Annotated in this window: 22 protein-coding genes and 2 riboswitches; of the genes, 21 read left to right on the top strand and 1 reads right to left on the bottom strand. The window is 37.8% G+C overall.

The window, feature by feature from the left end; all coding sequences use genetic code 11:
- Positions 1-955 precede the first annotated feature (955 nt).
- The 9 genes from B1R93_RS04910 to B1R93_RS04870 all read left to right on the top strand — a co-directional run bounded on the left by B1R93_RS04910 (position 956) and on the right by B1R93_RS04870 (position 8,582).
- A complete protein-coding gene (locus B1R93_RS04910; protein WP_088102836.1) occupies positions 956-1,402 on the top strand; it encodes an NUDIX hydrolase in 447 nt (148 codons plus the stop codon).
- Between the two features lie 187 nt (positions 1,403-1,589).
- Positions 1,590-2,039, top strand: a complete 450-nt coding sequence (locus tag B1R93_RS04905) for a DinB family protein (protein WP_088102835.1) — start codon at positions 1,590-1,592, stop codon at positions 2,037-2,039.
- Between the two features lie 11 nt (positions 2,040-2,050).
- Positions 2,051-2,129: riboswitch (ZMP/ZTP riboswitch) on the top strand.
- Positions 2,130-2,176: 47 nt separating this feature from the next.
- Positions 2,177-2,782, top strand: a complete 606-nt coding sequence (locus B1R93_RS04900; RefSeq protein WP_088102834.1) for a DJ-1/PfpI family protein — start codon at positions 2,177-2,179, stop codon at positions 2,780-2,782.
- A 149-nt stretch (positions 2,783-2,931) separates the two neighbouring features.
- The gene (locus B1R93_RS04895; RefSeq protein ID WP_088102833.1) at positions 2,932-3,270 is read left to right on the top strand and encodes an HIT domain-containing protein; all 339 of its coding nucleotides are present in this window, start codon (positions 2,932-2,934) and stop codon (positions 3,268-3,270) included.
- 435 nt (positions 3,271-3,705) lie between these two features.
- Positions 3,706-3,796, top strand: a riboswitch (cyclic di-GMP riboswitch).
- A 93-nt stretch (positions 3,797-3,889) separates the two neighbouring features.
- Positions 3,890-4,228, top strand: coding sequence for a TM2 domain-containing protein (locus B1R93_RS04890; protein WP_088102832.1), 339 nt, complete (start codon positions 3,890-3,892; stop codon positions 4,226-4,228).
- 4 nt (positions 4,229-4,232) lie between these two features.
- A complete protein-coding gene (locus B1R93_RS04885) occupies positions 4,233-5,009 on the top strand; it encodes a M48 family metallopeptidase (RefSeq protein WP_088102831.1) in 777 nt (258 codons plus the stop codon).
- A gap of 283 nt (positions 5,010-5,292) precedes the next feature.
- Positions 5,293-5,880 carry a TetR/AcrR family transcriptional regulator gene (locus B1R93_RS04880; protein WP_088102830.1) on the top strand — a complete coding sequence of 196 codons (588 nt, stop codon included), beginning with the start codon at positions 5,293-5,295 and terminating at the stop codon, positions 5,878-5,880.
- A gap of 25 nt (positions 5,881-5,905) precedes the next feature.
- Positions 5,906-6,328 (top strand): DUF3995 domain-containing protein, encoded by a 423-nt coding sequence (locus tag B1R93_RS04875; RefSeq protein WP_088102829.1) that lies wholly within the window; start codon positions 5,906-5,908, stop codon positions 6,326-6,328.
- 193 nt (positions 6,329-6,521) lie between these two features.
- Positions 6,522-8,582, top strand: coding sequence for a glycosyl hydrolase 115 family protein (locus B1R93_RS04870; RefSeq protein ID WP_245308191.1), 2,061 nt, complete (start codon positions 6,522-6,524; stop codon positions 8,580-8,582).
- A gap of 145 nt (positions 8,583-8,727) precedes the next feature.
- Here the strand turns inward: B1R93_RS04870 and B1R93_RS04865 are convergent, their stop codons facing one another.
- Complete coding sequence (locus tag B1R93_RS04865; protein WP_088102828.1) at positions 8,728-9,753, bottom strand: LacI family DNA-binding transcriptional regulator; 1,026 nt, start codon at positions 9,751-9,753, stop codon at positions 8,728-8,730.
- Positions 9,754-9,968: 215 nt separating this feature from the next.
- Between B1R93_RS04865 and B1R93_RS04860 the strand changes: the two genes are divergently transcribed.
- The 12 genes from B1R93_RS04860 (at position 9,969) to B1R93_RS04805 (ending at position 22,616) form a co-directional block, all read left to right on the top strand.
- The gene (locus B1R93_RS04860) at positions 9,969-10,274 is read left to right on the top strand and encodes a UxaA family hydrolase (RefSeq protein ID WP_245308190.1); all 306 of its coding nucleotides are present in this window, start codon (positions 9,969-9,971) and stop codon (positions 10,272-10,274) included.
- Positions 10,275-10,295: 21 nt separating this feature from the next.
- The gene (locus tag B1R93_RS04855) at positions 10,296-11,456 is read left to right on the top strand and encodes a UxaA family hydrolase (protein WP_088102827.1); all 1,161 of its coding nucleotides are present in this window, start codon (positions 10,296-10,298) and stop codon (positions 11,454-11,456) included.
- A 39-nt stretch (positions 11,457-11,495) separates the two neighbouring features.
- Positions 11,496-12,290, top strand: coding sequence for an SDR family NAD(P)-dependent oxidoreductase (locus tag B1R93_RS04850; RefSeq protein WP_088102826.1), 795 nt, complete (start codon positions 11,496-11,498; stop codon positions 12,288-12,290).
- 18 nt (positions 12,291-12,308) lie between these two features.
- Positions 12,309-13,082 (top strand): SDR family NAD(P)-dependent oxidoreductase, encoded by a 774-nt coding sequence (locus B1R93_RS04845; RefSeq protein ID WP_088102825.1) that lies wholly within the window; start codon positions 12,309-12,311, stop codon positions 13,080-13,082.
- Between the two features lie 23 nt (positions 13,083-13,105).
- Complete coding sequence (locus B1R93_RS04840) at positions 13,106-13,996, top strand: fumarylacetoacetate hydrolase family protein (protein WP_088102824.1); 891 nt, start codon at positions 13,106-13,108, stop codon at positions 13,994-13,996.
- 141 nt (positions 13,997-14,137) lie between these two features.
- The gene (locus B1R93_RS04835) at positions 14,138-15,643 is read left to right on the top strand and encodes a sugar ABC transporter ATP-binding protein (RefSeq protein ID WP_088102823.1); all 1,506 of its coding nucleotides are present in this window, start codon (positions 14,138-14,140) and stop codon (positions 15,641-15,643) included.
- A 22-nt stretch (positions 15,644-15,665) separates the two neighbouring features.
- Positions 15,666-16,652 carry an ABC transporter permease gene (locus B1R93_RS04830; RefSeq protein ID WP_207634117.1) on the top strand — a complete coding sequence of 329 codons (987 nt, stop codon included), beginning with the start codon at positions 15,666-15,668 and terminating at the stop codon, positions 16,650-16,652.
- A 50-nt stretch (positions 16,653-16,702) separates the two neighbouring features.
- On the top strand, positions 16,703-17,686 hold the full coding sequence (locus B1R93_RS04825) for an ABC transporter substrate-binding protein (RefSeq protein WP_088102822.1): 984 nt from the start codon (positions 16,703-16,705) through the stop codon (positions 17,684-17,686).
- Positions 17,687-17,741: 55 nt separating this feature from the next.
- On the top strand, positions 17,742-18,170 hold the full coding sequence (gene fucU, locus B1R93_RS04820) for an L-fucose mutarotase (protein WP_088102821.1): 429 nt from the start codon (positions 17,742-17,744) through the stop codon (positions 18,168-18,170).
- A 245-nt stretch (positions 18,171-18,415) separates the two neighbouring features.
- A complete protein-coding gene (locus B1R93_RS04815; protein ID WP_088102820.1) occupies positions 18,416-19,243 on the top strand; it encodes an amidohydrolase family protein in 828 nt (275 codons plus the stop codon).
- Between the two features lie 48 nt (positions 19,244-19,291).
- A complete protein-coding gene (locus tag B1R93_RS04810; RefSeq protein WP_088102819.1) occupies positions 19,292-20,308 on the top strand; it encodes a zinc-binding alcohol dehydrogenase family protein in 1,017 nt (338 codons plus the stop codon).
- Between the two features lie 22 nt (positions 20,309-20,330).
- Complete coding sequence (locus B1R93_RS04805; protein ID WP_088102818.1) at positions 20,331-22,616, top strand: glycoside hydrolase family 95 protein; 2,286 nt, start codon at positions 20,331-20,333, stop codon at positions 22,614-22,616.
- Positions 22,617-22,639: the final 23 nt, after the last annotated feature.

Here is a 22,639-nt window from a genome sequence, read left to right as displayed (position 1 = left end):
ACTCTCGGTGTAAGTATCTTTTTATATGTCACAAAGATTAAAATGGTTGAACCAAAGTATGGAACAAGTGAAGTTATCCTACTTACTATTCCTTTAACAATGATTTTATTAAACACTCAGCTCTTCGTTCTACAGAAATTTATTAAACGGCAGGGCTCCTACTCTAGGTTTAGAAAAGGGATTGATGACATTTTTTTGTCCCTTACTGTAATTCTTTTTATACTGCATTGTGGGTTACTTCTTGTAACTCCCATGTAAGAACGAATTTATCTTACATCATCTTTGGTGAAGTTCGCTTCATGTATGGCTATCGGGACGGAGTTTGACTTATTACGTTTAATTCCTATTCTTGTAGGGACTGTCCTTATTTCCACGGCAAATACACTCCCAAGATTCCAACTAGATATTTTAGAAAGCTCTTCACCCCTCATGAACTCAACTAATCAAGTATGGAATATAATATTACGCCCATTTTCTTATCCACTTTTTGTAGGAGGCTTGCTTATGTTGTTTTGCGGGCTTCTTCAAGGAAGTCTTATGTTGATTAGTTTCTTTACCATCCTTATCAGTACACTTTTTATATCCATATTACGTGCATATAAAGCATATCAGCTTCATTTAAATGAACAGTAAATTTTCTATAAAGGAGGGGCACTGTGAAAGAAGAAAGAACTTGTCCTGAGTGTGGGTCCAAAAGAAATAAAACCGGGGAATTTAAGGTTATGGTTCTGTTTTTAAGAAAAACTCTATTTTGAAAAGTTCTCCTGTAGACGCTTGTTTTTGTTTTGATTGTGGTACAATTTTATTTCTTAAGGTAAGAAACCTTGAAAAATTAACTTAATTAGATTGTTCTTCAATTAACCAGGTGCATTGATCCAGATGAAGGGTTAATGCCCTTTTTTACTGTTACTTTTGAATATAGTGGATTAGAAAATAAAATCATTAGGGGGAAAGTATGGCTGAATATATAAAGGGAATAAGAGAACTCATTGGTAGTAGACCTTTTATTTTAGTAGGTTCAACCATAGTCGTTGTGAATCTAAAAAATGAGATTTTGTTTCAACATCGTTCTGATACAAAAGAATGGGGATTGCCAGGAGGGGCAATGGAAATGGGTGAAAGTTTAGAACAAACTGCTGAACGTGAACTTTATGAAGAAACAGGATTAAAGGCAAAAACTTTAACATTTGTTGATATTCTATCAGGTAAAGATTTTTATTTTAAATATCCTAATGGCGATCAAGTCTATAACGTTATATGTGTTTACTTAGCTGACGATGTAAGTGGTGAGTTAACAATAAATGATGGTGAAAGCTTGAACTTGAGATATTTCTCTTTAAATAAGTTACCTCAACCGCTTGATGAGAGAGCGAAGTTCATTATTGAAAAACATTTTATTTAATTAGTATTCTTCAACTATTGAGTGCATTCCTTCAACAAGGGATGCTGTTTTTCTTATTGAAGTAAAGGGCAGGATTGTTAAAGAACAACCTTTAATAAATAATAAACAAATAAGAACAAATGTTTCTTGGAATTTAATGTATAATTGAAGTTGAATACTCTATTAATTTTTGAAGGGTGGTATTCAATTGAATAAAACATTAAGTCAATTTGAAAAAATGATTGATAGTATTGTGGATTTAAAAGAAATATCTGAAGAAAGACTATGCGAACCTATTAAAGAAGGAAAATGGTCAATCATACAAATTGTGGGGCATCTATACTATTGGGATAAATTCAATCTTGAAAAGATGATACCATATATGGCTGATGGTGTTGATTTACCAAAGTTCCCAGACCATGACCAACATAATGAAGAGGCTATGTCTTTTATTAAAGAGTATTCAGCTGAGTCTCTCATTGAGAGTTTTATAATCACTCGAAAAGAACTTAATGAAAGAATTTCAAGAGTTGGGAAAGATGTTAGGTTTACTATTGGTGGTGGAAAAAGAAAATTCTCTGGAGAAAGTTTTATAAAAATATTCATTAAGCACGATTCACATCATTTAAAACAAATCAATGAGAAATTACAGAAATAATAATAACATTATTTGGTATGTATAACTGGCGTAACGTGGATTACCACGAGGGAATACATACTTATATAGCCGTACGCCTGGGCAAAGCATTTGGAAAAATCCAAATGCTTTTTATTATTTTAAGGGGTGAGGATAATATGTCGATTAAGAAACAATGGACTGTTGGGATTTTACTGTTTGACGAGATTGAAGTGCTCGATTTTGCAGGACCTTTTGAAGTTTTTTCCGTTACTACATATGAAGACTTTACAACTAGAGCATTCATTGTAAGTACTATTTCAGAAACTGGAGAAATGATATATGCTAGAAACGGATTGAAAGTTCAACCAGAATACAGCTTTGATAACGCACCTTCTTTTGATATTATTGTGGTTCCAGGTGGACCTGGAGCAAGAGAAACACAAATACACAATAGACGAGTTATAGAATGGATAGCTAATCAAATGACTAATGTTAATATAATGACTTCGGTTTGCACGGGTGCATTTTTACTAGCCAAAGCTGGATTGCTTGACGGCAAAACGGCGACTACACATTGGTTTACCTATGATAGATTTGAAAACGAGTTTCCAAAGGTGACACTTCAAAGAAATGTAAAATTCGTTGATCAAGGTAATATTGTGACTTCAGCGGGGGTTTCGGCGGGAATAAATATGTCTTTTCATATTGTAAATCGTCTTCTTGGAAAAGAAGTAACATCAAATACAGCCCGTGGAATGGAATACGAAATAAAAATTGACTAAATTTAGCAAGTCACTATCTTAATATTGACTTGTTCTACTAACTGGAGCGTTCTTTCAACAAAGGATGCTGTTTTTTTTATTGAACAAGCTGGCAGGTTAATCAAAGAAAAAGGTTTATAGAACGTTTAATATTGTGGAGGAATACAAAGATGAATTGTATTTTTTGTAAGATTGTTAATAGAGAAGCTCCAGCAGAAATCATATTTGAAGATGAAGATGTTATTGCCTTTTACGGATTGCATTTTAGTGCTCCAGTTCATGCGTTAGTAATACCTAAAAAACATATTGAAAACATCATGGACATAAAAGAAGATGATGAAAAAATCATATATAAAATTCACCAAGGATTAAAAGAAGTTGCAGAAATTTTGGGTGTAAGTAATGATGGTTTTAGAGTAATTACTAATACTGGAAAACATGGTCAACAAGAGGTTTACCATATGCATTATCATATAATTGGAGGTCGACAATTAAAATGGGAAATGTAAATAACTCACTGTACAAACCTTATCGAACTAACGGGTGATCCTTGAATAAGGATGCTCTGGCTTATTGAAGTAAAGGAGCAGGATAGTACAATAAGTACAAGTAGCACAAAAGATGAAACTCTGTAATAGAAAATTCCGGCTGTACTGTAAAATCCATTATACTCAACTTTTTTACAAGGCTACAAATGGAAATAGACTAAAAATTGCTCATTTGAAACCAAGTTTGTTTAAAAGCAACCTCTCTAGGTATGATGTCCGTCAGAGGTTATTTTTTATTTTTTTAGGACAAATAAGAGGAGGATTCTACTTTTAAATTCAGATGATGTTCATATTCACTTTCCATTCTTCTCTAGTATAAGGATGAAATAACCATATATTAGTCATATAGTCCCATTCTTTTCGTTATTCTAATATGCTACTATACTCATATGCTTATATATGTAAAGGCAAACCTATGGAAACATAGGGACGCAAAGCTACGAATCTAAGGTTCTATGTGTAGAGCTATGATAGTCGGGTTGCCATTCGTATTTAGATATATTTACATGGTGATTCTTGACTATCTCTATTCTTAGAGATAGTCTTTTTTAATTATTTTTAATTATTAGGGGGAAGAAAAATGGAAAACTTGGTTTCAAAGAAGGAATTAACGTCTCAAGAACTTCAATTATTGGCATCCGAAATGGATAAGCGAAAAAAATCTACCACTACAACCTGGCTGCTTTGGTTCTTTTTAGGTACAGCGGGTGGCCATCGTTATTACTTGGGTAAAATTGGAACAGGCATTGCGATGACTCTAACAATAGGTGGACTCGGAATTTGGGCGTTAATTGATATTTTTCTAATTAACAAGATGCTTCAGAAGAAGAATACAGAGGTAGAAAGACAGATCATTAGTGAAGTTAGAGCAATAAGAGCTACTGGAAGCCAAGAAGTAGCAGCTAGTGTGGAGGGGTAAACAGATGAACCACCGTTTAATTCATGATAATGAAAAGGGATACTATATTCTTTGTCTCGTGATTAGTGTACTAACATATATTGGACTTATTCTTTCAATTATTGGGATTTTTTACGTTTTAATTGGACTAGTTTTTAGTGTTTTTCTCCATGGCTTGTCCATTGGGCATATTAGAAGCAATGGGGTCAAGCTGACAGAGAAGCAATTTCCGTTGATCTATAATCGAACAAAAATGGTCGCGGACAAAATGAATGTCAAAGAGATTCCCGCTATTTATATCATTCAGTCAGATGGAATTCTTAATGCATTTGCTACTCGCTTCTTCGGGAGAAATTTTATTGTCCTTTATTCTGATATTGTTGAGCTTGCCGAAGAAGGATATGATGCTGAATTAGACTTTGTGATTGCTCATGAATTGGCTCATATTCAAAGAAAGCACCTGACAAAGAATTTGCTGATTTTACCAGCAAGATGGATTCCGTTTTTAGGAGATGCTTATTCAAGAGCCTGTGAGTTTACTTGTGATCGGATGGCGACGTCGTATATTAATAACCCAACTGCTGCAATCAATGCGTTAACGGTTTTAGCAGTCGGTAAAAAACTATTTACTCAAGTAAATATTGAGGAATTTATCAATGCTGCTCGGGAGGAAACTGGCCTTTTCCTATGGTTAAGCCAAGTTCTATCCACACACCCTCCTCTTCCAAAACGGATTACTGAGGTACAGCAAATAAGAAATTACCCTGAAATGTACGGGTTAGTAAGGGCCGCTACCTCTTAATAGTTTTTCTTAAACAAACGGGCTGCGAATGTTCAATAAGAGCGGTCGCTTACCACTTAGAGTAATAAAGTTATAATGAATATGATTAGAATAGGAGCAGTTCTTCAATAAGAAGAAGGCTCTTTTTTTGTTGGAGAATTAGGTGCTTCCATTACATTTCGGACAATAACTAGAAAATAGTAACTCGTTTTAGAAAAAGTACATTGTCAAAACAGGAGGATAATGGTAAAATGACCGTAGTCAATAAGTGACCATGGTCATATTATGAGATGAGGAAACGTCTATGTTACGAGAAAAAAGAAAAAAGGAACTAAAAAAACAAATATTCCTAAAATCAATCGAATTGTTTAAAGAGTATGGATATGACAATGTGACCGTTGAGAAGATTGCATCCTCATGTGGGATTGCCAAAGGGACATTCTTCAACTATTTTCCTAAGAAGGAACACGTTTTACTGTATTTAGGCAATTCACAAAATGATTTTCTACAAGAGAACATACAAAAATATCAGAATGAAAAAATCAAACAAAAGCTTTTGCTCAACTTCAAAGCACTTTTATCCGTTTACCTAGAAAATTCAGACCTTTTAAAACTTACATTATCTGAGACGATTCGCTCTGCATTAAAGGATGAATCAAAAAACATTATCTTATTTAAACACACTTTATCCGAAATGATTGAAGAAGCAATAACAAATAAAACGTTAAGTACTCGACATGACTCAATAACGATTGCTTCTGTTCTAGTTGGAATTTATTTTAATACTTTAATTAGTTGGTCTATAAGTGAAGATGGTAGTAACGATATCGTCACTATTTTTGAAAATCAATTTGAAGTTATTTGGGAAGGCATAGAGCAGGATTCAAATTAAGAATCATATAACAGGAGGTATTAAGGTGCAACTATTTTTCATTTACTCATCCGTTATCATATTAGGTTTAATAAGCATTTTACATTTTTATTGGGTCATTGGCGGAACATGGGGGGGTCGTGCAGCATTACCTGAAAAAGTAAAGGGGAACTTAGCGTTTACTCCTAGGCGGATTGAAACCCTCATTGTCGCAGTCGGCTTAGTAGGTGTGGGATTTATATTGTTAGCACAGAATGACTTGATTCCTTTTTTTGCATCAAATGCCTTTACAAAATGGTCTAGTACTATCCTTACCATCATTTTTCTGTTAAGAGCAATAGGTGATTTTAAATATTATGGCTTCTTTAAGAAGGTAAAAAATACGAATTTCTCAAAGTATGATACGAGACTTTATACCCCTCTTTGCCTGTATTTAGGTATTTGTTTCATGTTTTCTTGGCTATTTTGAATGTGTGGTGAGGGGAGGGCTTTTTCACAGTTTAATAAGAGCTCAAACTTTATTTGAAATTAATCACAACCAAAACGCCATTTTGAACATTTACGAGTAATAGTATACAGGTACATTTGAATACTAGTATGCTAGTTTGTCTTTTCTTTCTTTAGATTTTAAAATCATTCATGACTATTTGGAGGTTGTCAAATTGGATTTCTTTACGTTAAATGCAAATACGACTGTACAAGTACCAGAACAACTAAATACGCCTATTCAATATGCGTTAGATATGTTTGTTCGAGATATGGAAAACGTCTTTGAAAGTAAACCTCTAGTAAATGCTGAAAATGAAACTGGTGATGTGATCCTTCTTAGCTATGATGAAGGCTCGCTCGGAAACAAGTTGGAGTCCTTTTCAATAAGGTTTACGAAGCATGATGAAAGAACAGTTATGACGATAAAGGGTAGTGATGACCTTGGAATGGTGTACGGACTTTTGCATATTAGTAAAACGTATTTAGGCATTGATCCATTTTGGTATTGGGCAGATCTAAAAGCAGAAAAGAAAGATAGCGTTTACATACCTATCGAGGATTTTGATTCTCCGAGACCGGCTGTTCGATATAGGGGCTGGTTTGTGAATGATGAAGTTTGTTTAATTGGTTGGAAACGAGAATATCCTCCAACGAAAGAGGTATGGTATCCCGTTTTTGAAGCGTTGCTTAGGTCGGGAGGAAATATGGTCATACCAGGGACGGACTTACCAAAGGAGGGCATCCATTGGGATTTAGCATCTGAAATGGGGTTGTGGATTACGCATCATCATGCCGAACCATTAGGTGCTGAAATGTTTAAACGTGCATATCCCGATAAACAAGCGAGTTACGCTAGTCATGGCGACTTATATGAAGACTTGTGGGAAGAAGCTATCCAAAAACAAAAAGATAAAAAAGTCATTTGGGTCTTATCGTTCCGGGGGCAAGGGGATGAACCTTTTTGGAAGCAGGATCCTTCATATGATACACCGCATAAGCGTGGACGACTAATTTCTAATGTGATTAAGAAACAATTTGAAATGATAAAAACATACGTAGACAATCCCGTATGCTGCGTTGCATTATATGGTGAAATTTCCGAGCTGTATAAAAGCGGAAATATCGAAGTTCCTGAGGGTGTAATAAAGGTTTGGGCTGACAATGGGTATGGAAAAATGGTGTCGAGAAGAAATGGGAACGAAGATTTTAGGATCAATTCGCTACCAGAAGGAAAAGAGAAAGGGGAACAAGGGACTTACTACCATGTCACCTTCCACGATTTACAAGCTTCTAACCATTTAACAATGTTTCCTGCATCACCGTCCTTACTTGTAGATGAATTAGAAAAGGTACTTGAAGCCGGGGGAGACGATTACCTATTACTAAACTCCGGAAATATACGGATGCATCTCTATCCTTTAGATATTGTAAGTGAAATGTGGAACAAGGGTCGGGTTGATGTTGGCGAACATATCGAGCAATTTGTGGCTAGACTTTATGCATCACACCATACCGAGATTGTGGATGTTTATAATCAATACTTTCATTGTACGATTCAGTACGGGAAACATGCTGATAATCGAGCAGGTGAGCAATTTTATCACCACCCAGCAAGACGAATGATAAGTCATTGGATACAAGGGAAGCATTCCGAAAACCTTGATAAGTTAAATTGGGCGACAGGGCGAATTCCTTTTAGACAGCAAATGCAATGGTTCAAAAGCAAGTGTGAAAATAGCTTAGAGTTATGGATGGCCCTTAGGGAGAAATGTACGCAGTTGCTCGAGAAATTAAGTGAGGATGATAAACAGAGATTGGAAGACCAGCTCTTTATTCAAATAGAATTGCATTATTCAGGGTGTGCAGGGTTAATAAAATTATGTCAATCATATGAGTATGCAAGGCAAGAAAAATACCCGGAAGCATTCGTCTTAGCGTCACAGGCCATCTGGGATTATCAAAAGGGCTTTGAAGCTTTGCGTAAATCTGAACATGGAAAATGGAAGGATTTTTACCGAGCTGATTGGCTGACGAATGTTGAATGGACACTAGAAAGCTTAGAAACTTTAAGAAGATATCTTCGTATGCACGGCGATAGTCCTCATTTCTTTGCTTGGTATAAGGAGTATGTCATGCCGGAAACAGAGAAATATATTTACTTAGAGAATACGCACCGAGAACCTTTAACCAACGATGAACTTGCAAGAAAATTAGAAGACAGGTTGTCGCTTTAACTTAAAGAGAGAGGCATATTAAGAAGTTTGCGGGAGCGTTCCATACATCTTTTAAAAATGAGGGAGTCGCACCTTCATTCCACATTGAGAGATTGTGTCGGTGAAGGAGAATTAATGATTAAAACCCAAGCTAGTTGAATGGAAACTAGCTTGGGTTTTTGTTATGCCGTAACGATGATTCTCTAATCACAATTTCAGGCGGCAATACAATCCTTCTATTGGTTTGACTCGAATTCCCTTCAATTTTATCTATTAAGATTTGAGTGCCTAAATAACCAAAATCATAAGCAGGTTGGGCAGCAACAGTAAAGAAAGGATGATAGTCCATGACCGGATCAAAATCATCAAAACAAACAAACGCAATATCATTTGGTACATTTACGCCCCGTTCTTTAAGCTTTTTCATCATAGTAACAGCAATAAAATTATTGGCTGCAAAAATGGCTGTAGGTTTTTGCTCAGGTGGAAGTACCATTAGTTTATCAATAATTGTCGTTTCGCTTTGTTGCTTATAATCAGTTTCAAATATGAGGGCCTCATCAATGGGCAGGTTGTAAAATTGTAAGGTCTCGATGTAAGCCCGTTTTCGCTCTCTAGCAGTTGAGATGTAGGTAGGTCCATTAATAAGTGCTATTTTTTTATGTCCTTGTTCAACAAGGTGGTCGATTAAATTTCGTGTTCCTTCATAACTGTTCCCTAAAACAATATCAGAGTCCACCCCATCAATTTCTCGGTCAAGCAGGACAAATGGTATTTGACTTTTAATTAATTTTTTCACATTCTTACGTGACTGGTCGCCTGAAGGCGCCATTAATACACCATCAACTCTTGATTCCAACAGCATTTGGATGTATTTTGATTCCTTTTCGATATCCTCATCACTGTTACTAAATATCACTTGGTAACCAAGTTGAAGTGCTTTGTCTTCGGCACCACGGGCCACCTTGGTAAAAAAAGGGTTGCTAATATCGGTAATTAAAAGAGAAAGAATTTTAGTTTTTTTGGAGACTAAACTTTGTGCTGATTTGTTAGGTATATAGTTTAACGCTTCGATTGCTTGTTCTACTTTAAGTTTTGTTGCTTCACTAATAGGGCCTTTTTGATTAATGACTCTTGAGACGGTCATTGGAGATACCTCAGCCAATTTTGCTACATCATAAATGGTTGCCATAAAAATACGTCCCTTCTTAAACTTACAACAACTCCATTATAGTTTATATTGACAAGAAAAAGAAGTTTCTGTTATTTTTATGTTATCGGTAACATAAAAATAACATAGGTTAGTAATGAATAGACTTTCACTTGAGGAATGAGGCTTTTAGATTATGAACATTCTTATGTAAGCGATTTCTTGATGTTAGCTTAGGGAAAGGAGGAATTAATTTCGTGAGAAAAACTTTTAATTCAGGTATTACATGTATTGTCATGAGTGAAAAGGATAATGTTGTCACATTGTTACGGGATGTAAAAGAAAATGAGCACATCAGTTTTGAGTTGAATGGTAGGGAACAGAAGCTAATCGTGAAGCAAGATGTTGACTTTGGACACAAGATTGCGCTGAGGACAATTGAAAAAGCAGAGACGATATTCAAATATGGTGAGTCAATTGGGGTGGCAACGACGACCATTCAAGCTGGAGAACATGTCCATATTCATAATCTCGGTGGAGTGCGAGGCCGTGGTGATCAATAAAGTTCTAGGGGAGTGAGAGAAATGACAATGATTAGAGGATACCGCCGACCAGACGGGAATGTGGGAATTCGTAATCACTTATTACTGTTACCAACAGTTGTTTGTGCCAATCAAGTCGTTAACCGGATACAACAACAAGTACCAGGAGCTGTAGCGATTCCTCATCAGCATGGGTGTAGTCAGGTTGGCAACGATAAGGAACAGACCCATAAAGTACTTGTCGGTATGGGAAAGAACCCGAATGTTGGAGCAGTGCTCGTAGTAAGTCTAGGCTGTGAAGTCATGAATGCAGAACAAATTCGCGATGAAATCGCCGAAACGGGAAAGCCAGTCGTTTGGATTGATATTCAAGATGAGGGTGGTTCAGTCAATACAATCAAAAAAGGGATTGAAGTGGCAAATGAACTCCATCAGCAAATTTCTAGTTTACAAGTTGAGGAGATTTCTTTATCAGAATTAGCTATCGGGGTGAAATGTGGAGGGTCAGATGCAACATCTGGTCTGTGCAGCAATCCCGCTCTTGGAAGAACGTCTGACCTGATTATTAAAAAAGGTGGAAGCATTATTATGGGGGAGACAACGGAGATTATTGGTGCAGAGCACATTTTAGCAAAAAAAGCTGTGAATGAACAGGTTAGTAATAAGCTTTTCACATCCATAGAGCGATTTGAGAAAGAAATTGAACGAATGGGTGTCGATATGCGTGGTGGGAACCCAAGCCCTGGGAACATTGAGGGTGGACTCTCAAGTATTGAGGAAAAATCACTAGGATGCATTAGCAAAGCTGGGACTGCCCCATTGCAAGGAGTTTTCGAATATGCAGACCGGATTCCAGGGAAAGGGTTTTACTTTATGGACTCTCCAGGGAATGACATCGAATGTGTCTCAGGCATGGCTGCTGCAGGTGTTCATATTGTTTGTTTTACAACTGGACGCGGAACGCCGACTGGAAACCCGATCGTTCCGGTTATCAAAATCACAGGAAATGAACTAGCAGCTAAAAAAATGGCGGACAATATTGATGTCGATACGAGTCCTATACTTCAAGGCAAAGAGACACTCGAGCAAGCAGGTGAACGAATTTTCACGGAAATAGTCAAGGTTGCATCAGGGAAAGAAACGAAAGCAGAGATTTTAGGACATCAAGAGTTTAGTATAAGTCGCATTGGAATCAGCTTATAAATCTCTTAGAAGCAAATGAGATAAGGAGAGTGATGAAAAATGAATCGCTTGCAACAAAAGATAGCGTTAGTGACAGGTGGCAGTCGTGGGATTGGTAAAGCCATCGTTTTAAGGATAGCTGAAGAAGGAGCGGATGTGGCGATTAACTATCACTCTGAGCGTTCAGAAGCCCAAGCGGAGGAAGTAAAACTCGCAGTTGAAAGATTAGGAAGAAGAGCGATTGTTATTAAAGCCGATGTTGGGAATAAAGCAGAAGTAGAAAAAATGATGCAAACAGTTGAGGAAGAATTAGGCGAGGTTAATATTTTAGTAAATAATGCAGGAATTGCACCATTTGAACCATTTATGAAGGTATCAGAGGAGACATGGGATCGGACCTATAATACAAATGTAAAATCTATCTTTCTAGCATCGCAGCTTGCTGCCAAAAAAATGATTCCAAAACGATACGGGAAAATAATAAATGTGTTGTCTACCGCTAGTTTAATGGTAACAAGTCCAGTTATCCCACATTACCAATCATCGAAAGCAGCCGGTCATATGCTGACTAAAGGAATGGCGATAGAATTAGGGCCATATAACATAAATGTCAACGCTGTCGGTCCTAGCACAGTTGATACCGATATGTGTACCGATTTTCTAGCTGACCCTGAAATAAGACGCAAGGAAAAAGAGGCGAATCCGATGAAGCGTTTAGGCACAGCTAAGCAAATTGGCGACGCGGTTGTCTTTTTAGCATCGGATGAAGCAATGCAAATAAACGGACATTTGCTTATGGTGGATGGGGGATTAACCGTGAAGGCTGCTCAACCAGAGGATCATCTTGAACATTAAGAGGGAGGAATGATAAAGATGAGGTTAAAAGATAAAGTTATTCTCATAACCGGTGCAGGATCTGGCATTGGCAAAAGTACGGCTCTCCTTTTTGCTAAAGAAGGCGGAACAGTGATTGTGAATGATTTGGACGAAAAGGGTGGAGAGGAAACCGTACAAGACATTCGTGCCCAAAACGGGGTAGCACATTTTATTCAAGCCGATGTGACTGATTCAGAGTCTGTCAAAGCGATGGTAACTGAAGCGGTTCAAAGATATTCACGAATTGATGTTTTGTTTAACAATGCGGGCATAAGCGGAGTGGGAAAGCTTCATGAAATAGAGTTGGACGCTTGGGATAAAACGATGAATGTCAACATCAATGGGGTGATGCTACCAAGTAAATACGTGCTTCCGCATATGATGGAACAGAAAAATGGAGCTATCATTAATATGTCTTCTTGTATTGCAGAAATGGGGCTTGCGAATCGCGCTTCGTATTCAACAACAAAAGGAGCCATTTTAGCCTTAACAAAATCAATGCAGGTCGATTATGCAGCATATAATATTCGCGTGAATGCGATTTTACCTGGTACGATCTTTACTCCGTTTGTGGAGAACTATTTAAAAACATCGTACAATAATCCGGAAGAAGCCATCGAAAAAATCAAGACACGTCAATTAAGTGGAGATCTTGGGAAACCCGAAGATGTAGCTTACGCTGCTCTCTTCCTTGCATCGGATGAATCGACATTCATGATGGGCTCACCACTTTATATTGATGGTGGAGTTGTGTTTGGAAAAAATGCGTAATCAAACTAGAGGAGGACTGAACAATGAAACTAGTAACATTTTTGAAAAAAGGAAATCAAACGTTAGGAGTGAGAACAGAGAAAGGAATCATTGATATTCAAGCAGCCTTGACGGTATCACCGAACCCGGATATCCCGACAAATGTCATGGATGCTATTAAGGGAGGAGAAGTTGCAGTTTCAGCAATCGAAGCATACATAACCACACTTGCAAATGATGCTTCCTATTTGCTGAATGAAGAAGCTATTCAGTGGGGTCCAAGTGTAACAGAACCAAATAAAATTATTTGTGTCGGGTTGAACTATCGTAAGCATGCCGATGAAACAAATGCACCTTACCCTGAAGTACCAATCCTATTTAATAAATTCAATAATACATTAACTGGGCATAACTGCGACATCGCGGTACCAAACGTCACAGAAAAGTTAGATTATGAAGTAGAATTAGGCGTCGTGATTGGGAAAAAAGCAAAGAATGTAAGCAAAGAAGAGGCCTTAAATTATGTATTTGGCTATACGACATGTAATGATTTATCAGCACGTGATTTACAAATGAAAACACCACAATGGTTATTAGGAAAAACATGCGATGATTTTAGTCCAGTCGGTCCATATTTAGTGACTGCTGATGAGGTAGGGAATCCGAATGACCTCAACTTAAAAACCTATGTAAATGGGGATGTTCGTCAAAACTCTAATACATCAGATATGATTTTTTATGTCGATGAGATCATCAGTTATATCTCTAAGCATATGACACTAACCCCAGGAGACATCATTCTCACCGGTACCCCTGAAGGTGTCGTCTTAGGATACCCTGAAGCTGAACAAATATATATTCAACCTGGTGATGAGGTTACTGTTGAAATTGAAAAACTAGGGGCTTTAACAAACCGTTTTGTTGTAGAGAAATAAAACTAGGTTTATCCGACCTTTTTTAAGCTATGTGTAGATCATGCCACTTTCTATTTGAAGGTGGCAGTCCAAAACAAAACGAAAGTGGTTTCCTCAGGGTATGTTATTGTTTATTTTTCTAAATTGAAAAGGAGGGAAACAATGAGTACCGTACTACTGAAGATGGAAGGGATATCAAAAGGTTTTCCCGGTGTTCAAGCATTGTCTAATGTAGATTTTGAATTATGTGCTGGTGAGGTTCACGCAGTATTAGGAGAAAACGGCGCTGGTAAATCTACATTAATGAAAATCCTAACCGGAATCTATCAGAAAGATGAAGGAACTATTACGTATCAAGGTAAGAAAGTCAATATCACTGATGCGAAAAAAGCTCAAGAATTAGGAATAAGTATGATTCACCAGGAGCTTAATCTGATGCCCGATCTTACAATTGCCCAAAATATTTTTATTGGTCGTGAGCCTCGTAGTAAAATCAAATTCTTTTTAGATGAACATGAATTGAACATTCGAACCCAGAAATTATTTGATGAGTTACAACTCAATTTAGACCCTAGAGCGTTGATTTCTGAGTTGACGGTTGCAAAACAACAAATGGTTGAGATTGCAAAAGCACTTTCTTTTAATTCAAATGTTTTAATCATGGATGAACCAACAGCCGCGTTGACAGATAGTGAAATCGATACATTATTTGATATTATCAATCGCCTCCGAAAAAACGGTGTCGGGATCGTTTATATCTCTCACAGAATGGAAGAGTTAAAGCGTATCACTGATCGCATAACAATCATGAGGGATGGCACCTATATTGATACCGTTAACACTAAGGAGGTGGCAATAGACCAAATTATTACCATGATGGTAGGACGAGAAATCTATGATAACACAAAACCAATTGTAAATACGTGTACGAATGAAGTTGTACTGAAGGTGAAAAATCTAAATAGCAGTGTATTAAAAAATATTAATTTTGAACTGAAAAAAGGAGAAATACTTGGTTTTGCTGGACTTATGGGGGCCGGTAGAACCGAAGTGGCACGTGCCATTTTTGGAGCAGATCCGATAACCTTCGGAGAAATCATCGTTAATGGAAAGAAAATTGATATCAAAAATCCAAATGATGCTGTAAAAAATGGAATCGGGTATCTTTCAGAAGATAGGAAAAGGTACGGATTAATGGTTGAAATGGATGTAAAAACGAATATTGCCATTTCTTCTATTAATCAATTCTTGAATCCATTTGGTTGGGCGAAAGATTCAAAGATTGCAAAGGTTTCTAGAGAACTTGTTGAAAAGTTATCCATAAAGACTCCTAGCATTCATCAAGAAGTAAAATTTCTTTCAGGAGGAAATCAGCAAAAGGTCGTTATGGCAAAATGGTTAAATAGAGATTGTGAGATATTAATTTTTGATGAACCGACTCGTGGAATTGATGTTGGGGCAAAAGGAGAAATCTATAAACGTTTAAACGAACTAGCAATGCAAGGAAAATCAATCATAATGATCTCATCAGAATTACCTGAAATACTTCGGATGAGTCATAGAGTCATGGTTATGTGTGAAGGAAGAATAACAGGTGAACTCAATCATGAAAGCGCTTCACAGGAATTAATAATGAGGTACGCAACAAAGCGTGAACGTATAAGTTAAATAACGATTGGGGGTAATAAACATGAAAGTAGAAACAACCATGAATACACCTAATAAATCATTTATTCCTATTAAATCAGGTGCGATTCAACAACTACTTGCATTTGCAAGTTTGATTCTTCTAATAGCCATTTTCTCATTAGCATCTCCGAATTTTTTGCAATTTTCAAACATTGTGGGGATTTTACTGTCAACCGCCGTAATTGGAATCCTTGCTTTAGGTGCAACGTTTGTTATTATCACTGGAGGAATTGATTTATCTGTAGGCACTGTTATGACACTTTCTTCAGTAATGACTGCGCTTTTCATTACGACACTTGGATTGCCACTCATTATTGGGGTCGTAGTTGGGATATGCACTGGTGCTTTCTGTGGTTTATTGTGCGGTTTGGTTATTTCAAAAATGAATATTCCTCCTTTTATAGCTACATTGGCAATGATGATGATTGCTAAAGGGATGGCTTTGGTTGTATCTGGAGCTTCGCCAATTTATTTTACCAATACACCAAACTTCTCAAAGATTGCATTAGGAACAATGATTCCTGGCATACCGAATGGAGTCTTTATTTTTTTCAGTATGGCTGTAATAGGGGCACTGTTGTTATCTAAAACCATTGTTGGGCGATACACATTTGCTTTAGGAAGTAATGAGGAAGCGACTCGATTATCAGGTGTAAACGTAAACAGTTGGAAGATTAAAATTTATACATTAGCCGGTGTCTTTACAGGGTTAGCTGGTGTCATTATGGCTTCTCGATTAAATTCGGCACAACCCGCTTTAGGGATGGGGTATGAATTGGAAGCAATTGCGGCAGTTGTAATAGGAGGGACCTCTCTTAGTGGAGGAAAAGGTACGATTATTGGAACGGTTATTGGAGCACTGATTATGAGTGTTTTAACAAATGGATTACGTATACTTTCTGTGCCACAAGAATGGCAAACCGTCGTTGTTGGATTTGTGATTATTTTAGCGGTTTATGCTGATAATTTACGAAGACAAAAGGCTTAATAATCTATGTTCGGATTTATAAAAATAAACATAAAAAAAGGAGAATGAATATGAGGAAATTATCTATATTTTTGATTTTGTTAGTTGTTGTAACAGCACTTTCAGCTTGTGGATCTAGTGAAGAGGGGGCAAATAATGAAATCAATGGGGAGAAATCTGAAGACAAATTGTTTATTCCAATTGTTTCAAAGGGATTCCAACACCAATTTTGGCAAGCGGTAAGAGAAGGGGCAGAGCAAGCAGCAGAAGAATATGGAGCAGAAATTACGTTTGAGGGACCTGAGTCAGAATCTAACGTAGATAGACAAATTGATATGTTAAGAGCTGCATTAGATAACAAACCAGATGCGATTGGTTTTGCCGCATTGGATAGCCAGGCATCGATTCCTTTTTTAGAACAAGCGGAGGAAAACAACATCCCGATTGTGGCTTTTGACTCAGGAGTAGATAGTACCATCCCTGTAACTACTGCGGCGACCGATAATATTGCAGCAGCCGCTCTAGCCGCTTCGAAAATGGCAGAATTAATAGATGGTGAAGGTCAAATCGCATTGATCGTTCATGATCAAACTAGTATTACAGGAGTTCACAGACGGGATGGATTCGTTGAATATATCGAGGAAAATCATCCTAATATTGAAATTGTCGATATTCAATATGGTGCAGGAGACCATCTTAAATCTACTGACCTAGCAAAAACAATCCTACTAGCTTACCCTGACTTAAAAGGATTTTTCGGTGCTAATGAAGGTTCTGCTATAGGGATTATAAATGCAGTTAAGGAACTAAATAAAACAGGAGATATTACTGTGATTGGTTTTGATTCTGGATCCCTGCAAGTAGAGGCCATAAACAATGGAGTTATGGCTGGGGCTGTTACGCAAAATCCGATTGGAATTGGGTATGAAACTGTAAAAGCAGCGGTATTAGCAGCAAGTGGTGAACCAGTGGAGGAGTCAATTGATACAGGATTTTATTGGTATGATAAAAATAATATTAACGATGAAAAAATTCAAGCGGTTCTATATGAGTAAAAATGAGCAGTTTTCTATCAAAAGTTCAACAATACAATAAAGGCAGTTGATAAACATGTTGAAAGGAATACCAAGGCTTTTGTCACCAGAGTTAGTAAAAGTACTAATGGAGATGGGGCATGGTGATGAAATTGTATTTGCTGATGGGAATTTCCCAGCAGCAAGTCATAATAGTCGGGTAATTAGATGCGATGGGCATGGTATACCAGAGCTATTGAACGACATTTTAACACTGTTTCCATTAGATAGCTATGTTGAAGAACCAGTGGCACTTATGGCGGTAGAAGCAAGAGATGATTTTATTCCGTCTATTTGGGACGTATATAAAAACACGGTAGCAGAGGCTTGCAATACGAATGTTAGATTTGAGAAAATGGAGCGTTTTGCTTTTTATGAGAGAGCAAAGTCTGCTTATGCAATCGTTGCTACAGGTGAGAAAGCTCTATATGCAAACATATTATTAAAAAAAGGCACAATTAATTAAAAGACCTTTGTGATTACTAGAATTTAACAAGAAAAGCATAAAAATTTAGGGGGTGACTCCTGGAAAGAAGTTGCCCTTTTTCTTATGTACTATAAAAATGAGGCATGCCATTAAATTTATACATTTCGGAAATATTTCCTAAGTTATATTTTTTATCAAAATAAGTTATAAATCAGTTGAATGAAACAATTTTTTTTTGTATGAAAACTTAAATACAATAAATGTATGTAGGAGGTTTTCACTCGATGAGAATTGATGCCCACCAACACTATTGGAAGATTAAACGGGGAGATTATAGTTGGATAACACCTGAAGTCACGTCGCTTTACCGAGATTTCCTTCCTTCTGATCTTCAACCCTATTTAAATAAGTATGACATCCATCAAACGATTCTAGTCCAGGCGGCCCCTACAATAGAAGAAACGGAATATATTCTTCAACTAAGTGAGTCTAATGAGTCAATTGCGGGTGTGGTTGGTTGGCTTAACCTTGAAGACCCCCATTATAAGACTCAGTATGAAGCATTTCGCAAGCATCCTAAGTTTATTGGATTCCGATTGATGATTCAGGACATGGAGGATGCATCGGTCGTTTTAACGAAGCCGTATATTGATGCGCTGACGTTTTTTGCTGAGGAAGATGTACCTATTGACTTGTTGGTCGTGCATCATCAACTTCCTGTGCTTATCAAATTATTAGAAGAAATTCCGTCTCTTAGAGGGGTTATCGACCATATTGGGAAACCAGCGATCGCCGCAAAGGAAATCGATACGTGGAAACAACATATCCAAAAACTTGCAACCTTTGAAACGATATATTGCAAACTATCTGGGATGATTACCGAAGCTGACCATAAGAGCTGGAAGAAGGAGGATTTTATTCCGTATATCCAGGTTGTCTTACGCGCTTTTGGCTCAAAGCGTGTCATGTTCGGTAGCGACTGGCCTGTTTGTAATCTAGCAGGAAGTTATGATGATGTGATGGGTGCTCTAACACATGCGTTACCTACAATGACAGATCAGGAAGAAGAGCTCCTATTTGGTGATAATGCAAAGATATTTTATAAGATTTGATTTGAAAGCATAAAAATGAGGTAAGACAAGTTGAGGTGAATAATGCTAATGAAAAGTCTAGTTTGTCTCCAACCAAAAGAGTTTATGTATCGTGAGGAAAACCTTCCGAGTATACAGGATGGGATGGCATTAGTTCGTATTAAAAGAGTCGGGATTTGTGGAACTGATTTGCATGCGTATCGTGGGGTTCAACCTTTCTTTACATATCCGCGCATCCTCGGTCATGAACTTGCAGGTGTCATTGAAGATGTTAGTGGCAATAATGCGGGGTTAAAGTGTGGAGACCAAGTTACGATTATTCCATACGTTGCTTGTGGTATTTGCTTTGCATGTAGGTCTGGAAAAACAAATTGCTGCTCTGATTTGAAAGTAATTGGTGTTCATCGTGACGGGGGAATGAGAGAGTATATAACAGTTCCTTTAACCAATGTAATAAAGACAGAAGGTGTCTCATTGGATCAGGCAGCGATGGTTGAGCCGTTAGCAATTGGTGCACACGCTGTAAGACGGGCCCAATTAAGAAAAGGCGACACCGTTCTAGTTATTGGTGCGGGACCGATTGGCCTTGGAGTGATGGCATTTGCAAAAGAGCAGGGAGCAAAGGTCATCGCCATGGATGTAAATGAAGATAGACTGAAATTTTGTAAAGAGTGGGCAAAGGTTGAACATACCGTGCAGGCGTTGAATAGCCCGGTAGAGAAGGTAGAAGCGTTGACAAATGGTGATATGCCATCGGTTGTTTTTGATGCGACAGGGAATGTGCAATCAATGACGCAGGCGTTTCACTATGTCTCACATAGTGGCAAGCTTGTCTATGTCGGTCTAGTTAAAAGTGATATTCAGTTTTTCGATCCAGATTTTCACAAAAAGGAAATGATATTGATGGGGAGTCGAAACGCGACAAGGGAAGATTTTGATTATGTATTGTCCTTATTATCCTCTAACTATCTAAATATTAATAAATACATTTCTCATCGGTGTCATTTTGATGATTTGACTGAGCAGTTTGATAAATGGCTTCTTCCAGAATCAAATGTCATTAAGGCGATTGTTGAATTTTCATAGATAAAAAAGGAGGAATGATTATATGTCTACATTATTTTATAAAAAGCCAGCTCAAGAATGGAATGAGGCGTTACCAATTGGGAACGGGCGCTTAGGTGGAATGATTTTCGGGGGCATTGAAAAGGAGCGAATCCAACTGAATGAGGATTCAGTTTGGTATGGTGGACCAAGGGATCGGAATAATCCAGATGCGCTAAAAAACCTTCAAAAAGTCCGACAATTGCTAGTAGAAGGACGGTTAAAAGAAGCAGAGGCTTTAGCTGAACTAGCATTTACTGGTGTTCCTGGTGCTCAACGACATTATGAGCCACTTGGCGATTTGCTTATGACATTTGCTAACCATGAGGGAGAGGTATTGAACTACCAGCGTGAACTTAACCTAGACGAAGGTGTATCGCGTGTTTTTTATGATATAAACGGTGTTACTTATGAGCGGGAACTTTTCGCGAGTTTTCCGAATCAAGTTATGGTGATGAGATTAACAGCATCTAAAAAGAATGCGATTTCATTCAAACTTATTTTGGACCGTACTAAAATGCGAAATTATGACGATATGAAGGCGATATCTTCTAATCAATTACTGATGCAAGGTGAAACCGGTGGAAGAGATGGGATTACATTTTGCAGTGTTGTTCAAGCCATTTCTGAAAATGGAACAGTAACGACAATTGGGAATCGGTTACTCGTTGAAAATGCTGATGCGGTAACGATTCTCCTATCAGCTTCTACATCGTTCCGATATGAGAACCCAAAAGAAGAATGCATTCTAAAAGTTGAAGAGGCAGCAAATCAATCGTACAATGCTTTACGTCAAATCCATCTAGATGATTATCAATCATTATTTAACCGTGTTTCGTTTAAGCTTTCTCCATCAAATGATAAAAATGCTCTCGCAACGGATGAACGCTTAGAGTTAGTGAAAAAAGGTGAAGAGGATTTAGATTTGGTAAGCACATATTTTCAGTTTGGACGCTATTTGCTCATCTCATCAAGTCGGCCAGGTTCATTACCAGCTAACTTGCAAGGGATTTGGAACGACCATATGCTTCCACCTTGGGATAGTAAATATACGATTAATATCAATGCGCAAATGAACTATTGGCCGGCGGAAGTAACCAACCTTTCTGAATGTCATGAACCATTGCTTGAACATATTGAGAGAATGGTAGAGCCTGGACGTAAGACGGCAAAAGAGATGTACGGATGCAGAGGGTTTACAGCTCATCATAATACCGATATTTGGGCGGACACGGCACCTCAAGATATATACATGCCTGCGACAATTTGGCCATTAGGGGCAGCTTGGTTAAGCTTGCATCTGTGGGAGCATTACCAATATACCGAGGATGTTGCCTTTTTGGAAAGAGCCTATAAAACGTTGAAAGAAGCAGCCTTGTTTTTCGTAGATTTTTTAATTGAAAACAAAGAAGGTCTCCTCGTAACGTCTCCATCCGTGTCTCCAGAAAACACGTACATTTTACCAAATGGAGAAAAGGGAACGTTATGTGAGGGGCCATCTATGGATAGTCAGATTATCTATGCGCTTTTCAGTAGTTGTATTGAGGCTAGTGACATCTTGCAAAAAGATAAGGAGTTCAGTCAAGAGTTGCTTGAATTAAGAGAGAAGCTACCTACGCCTAGAATCGGCAAACATGGGCAAATTCAAGAGTGGTGGGAGGATTATGAAGAGGCAGAGCCTGGTCATCGCCATATTTCTCAGCTGTTTGCCTTGCACCCTAGTAATCAAATTGCGCCAAAACATACACCAGAGCTTGCGTATGCGGCGAAGGTTACGATCGAACGAAGATTGAAACATGGTGGCGGACATACGGGCTGGAGCCGTGCGTGGATTATTAATATGTGGGCGAGACTCTCAGAAGGCGATTTAGCTTATGAAAACATTCTCGGGTTGCTAACATCCTCGACGTTACCAAACTTATTCGATAACCATCCGCCTTTCCAAATTGACGGAAACTTCGGAGGAACGGCAGGGATGGCAGAACTGCTTTTACAAAGTCATATGAATGAGCTACATCTTCTTCCAGCTTTGCCTAAAGCGTGGTCAGCGGGCCAGGTGAAAGGCTTGCGAGCCAGAGGTGGGTTTGAAGTCGATATTGAGTGGGAGGAGAATACGTTAAAGCGTGCAAAAATTATCTCAATGAATGGCAACCAATGTACGGTAAGGATTCATGATGAGATTTCGGTTATATGTGAAGAGAATCCTATTCATGTTAAATCTTTAGGTGACTCTGTTTATGAATTTGAGACGAAAAAAGGAAAGGCGTACGAGGTTATTCAGGTCATTTAATAACACACTTGTGGTCGAGGGCA

It is taken from the genome of Halalkalibacter urbisdiaboli (assembly GCF_002156385.1).
GTDB lineage: Bacteria > Bacillota > Bacilli > Bacillales > Bacillaceae_D > Halalkalibacter_A > Halalkalibacter_A urbisdiaboli.
The sequence above is the reverse complement of the archived record's forward strand: the minus strand, read 5'-3'. Positions and strand labels throughout refer to the sequence as shown.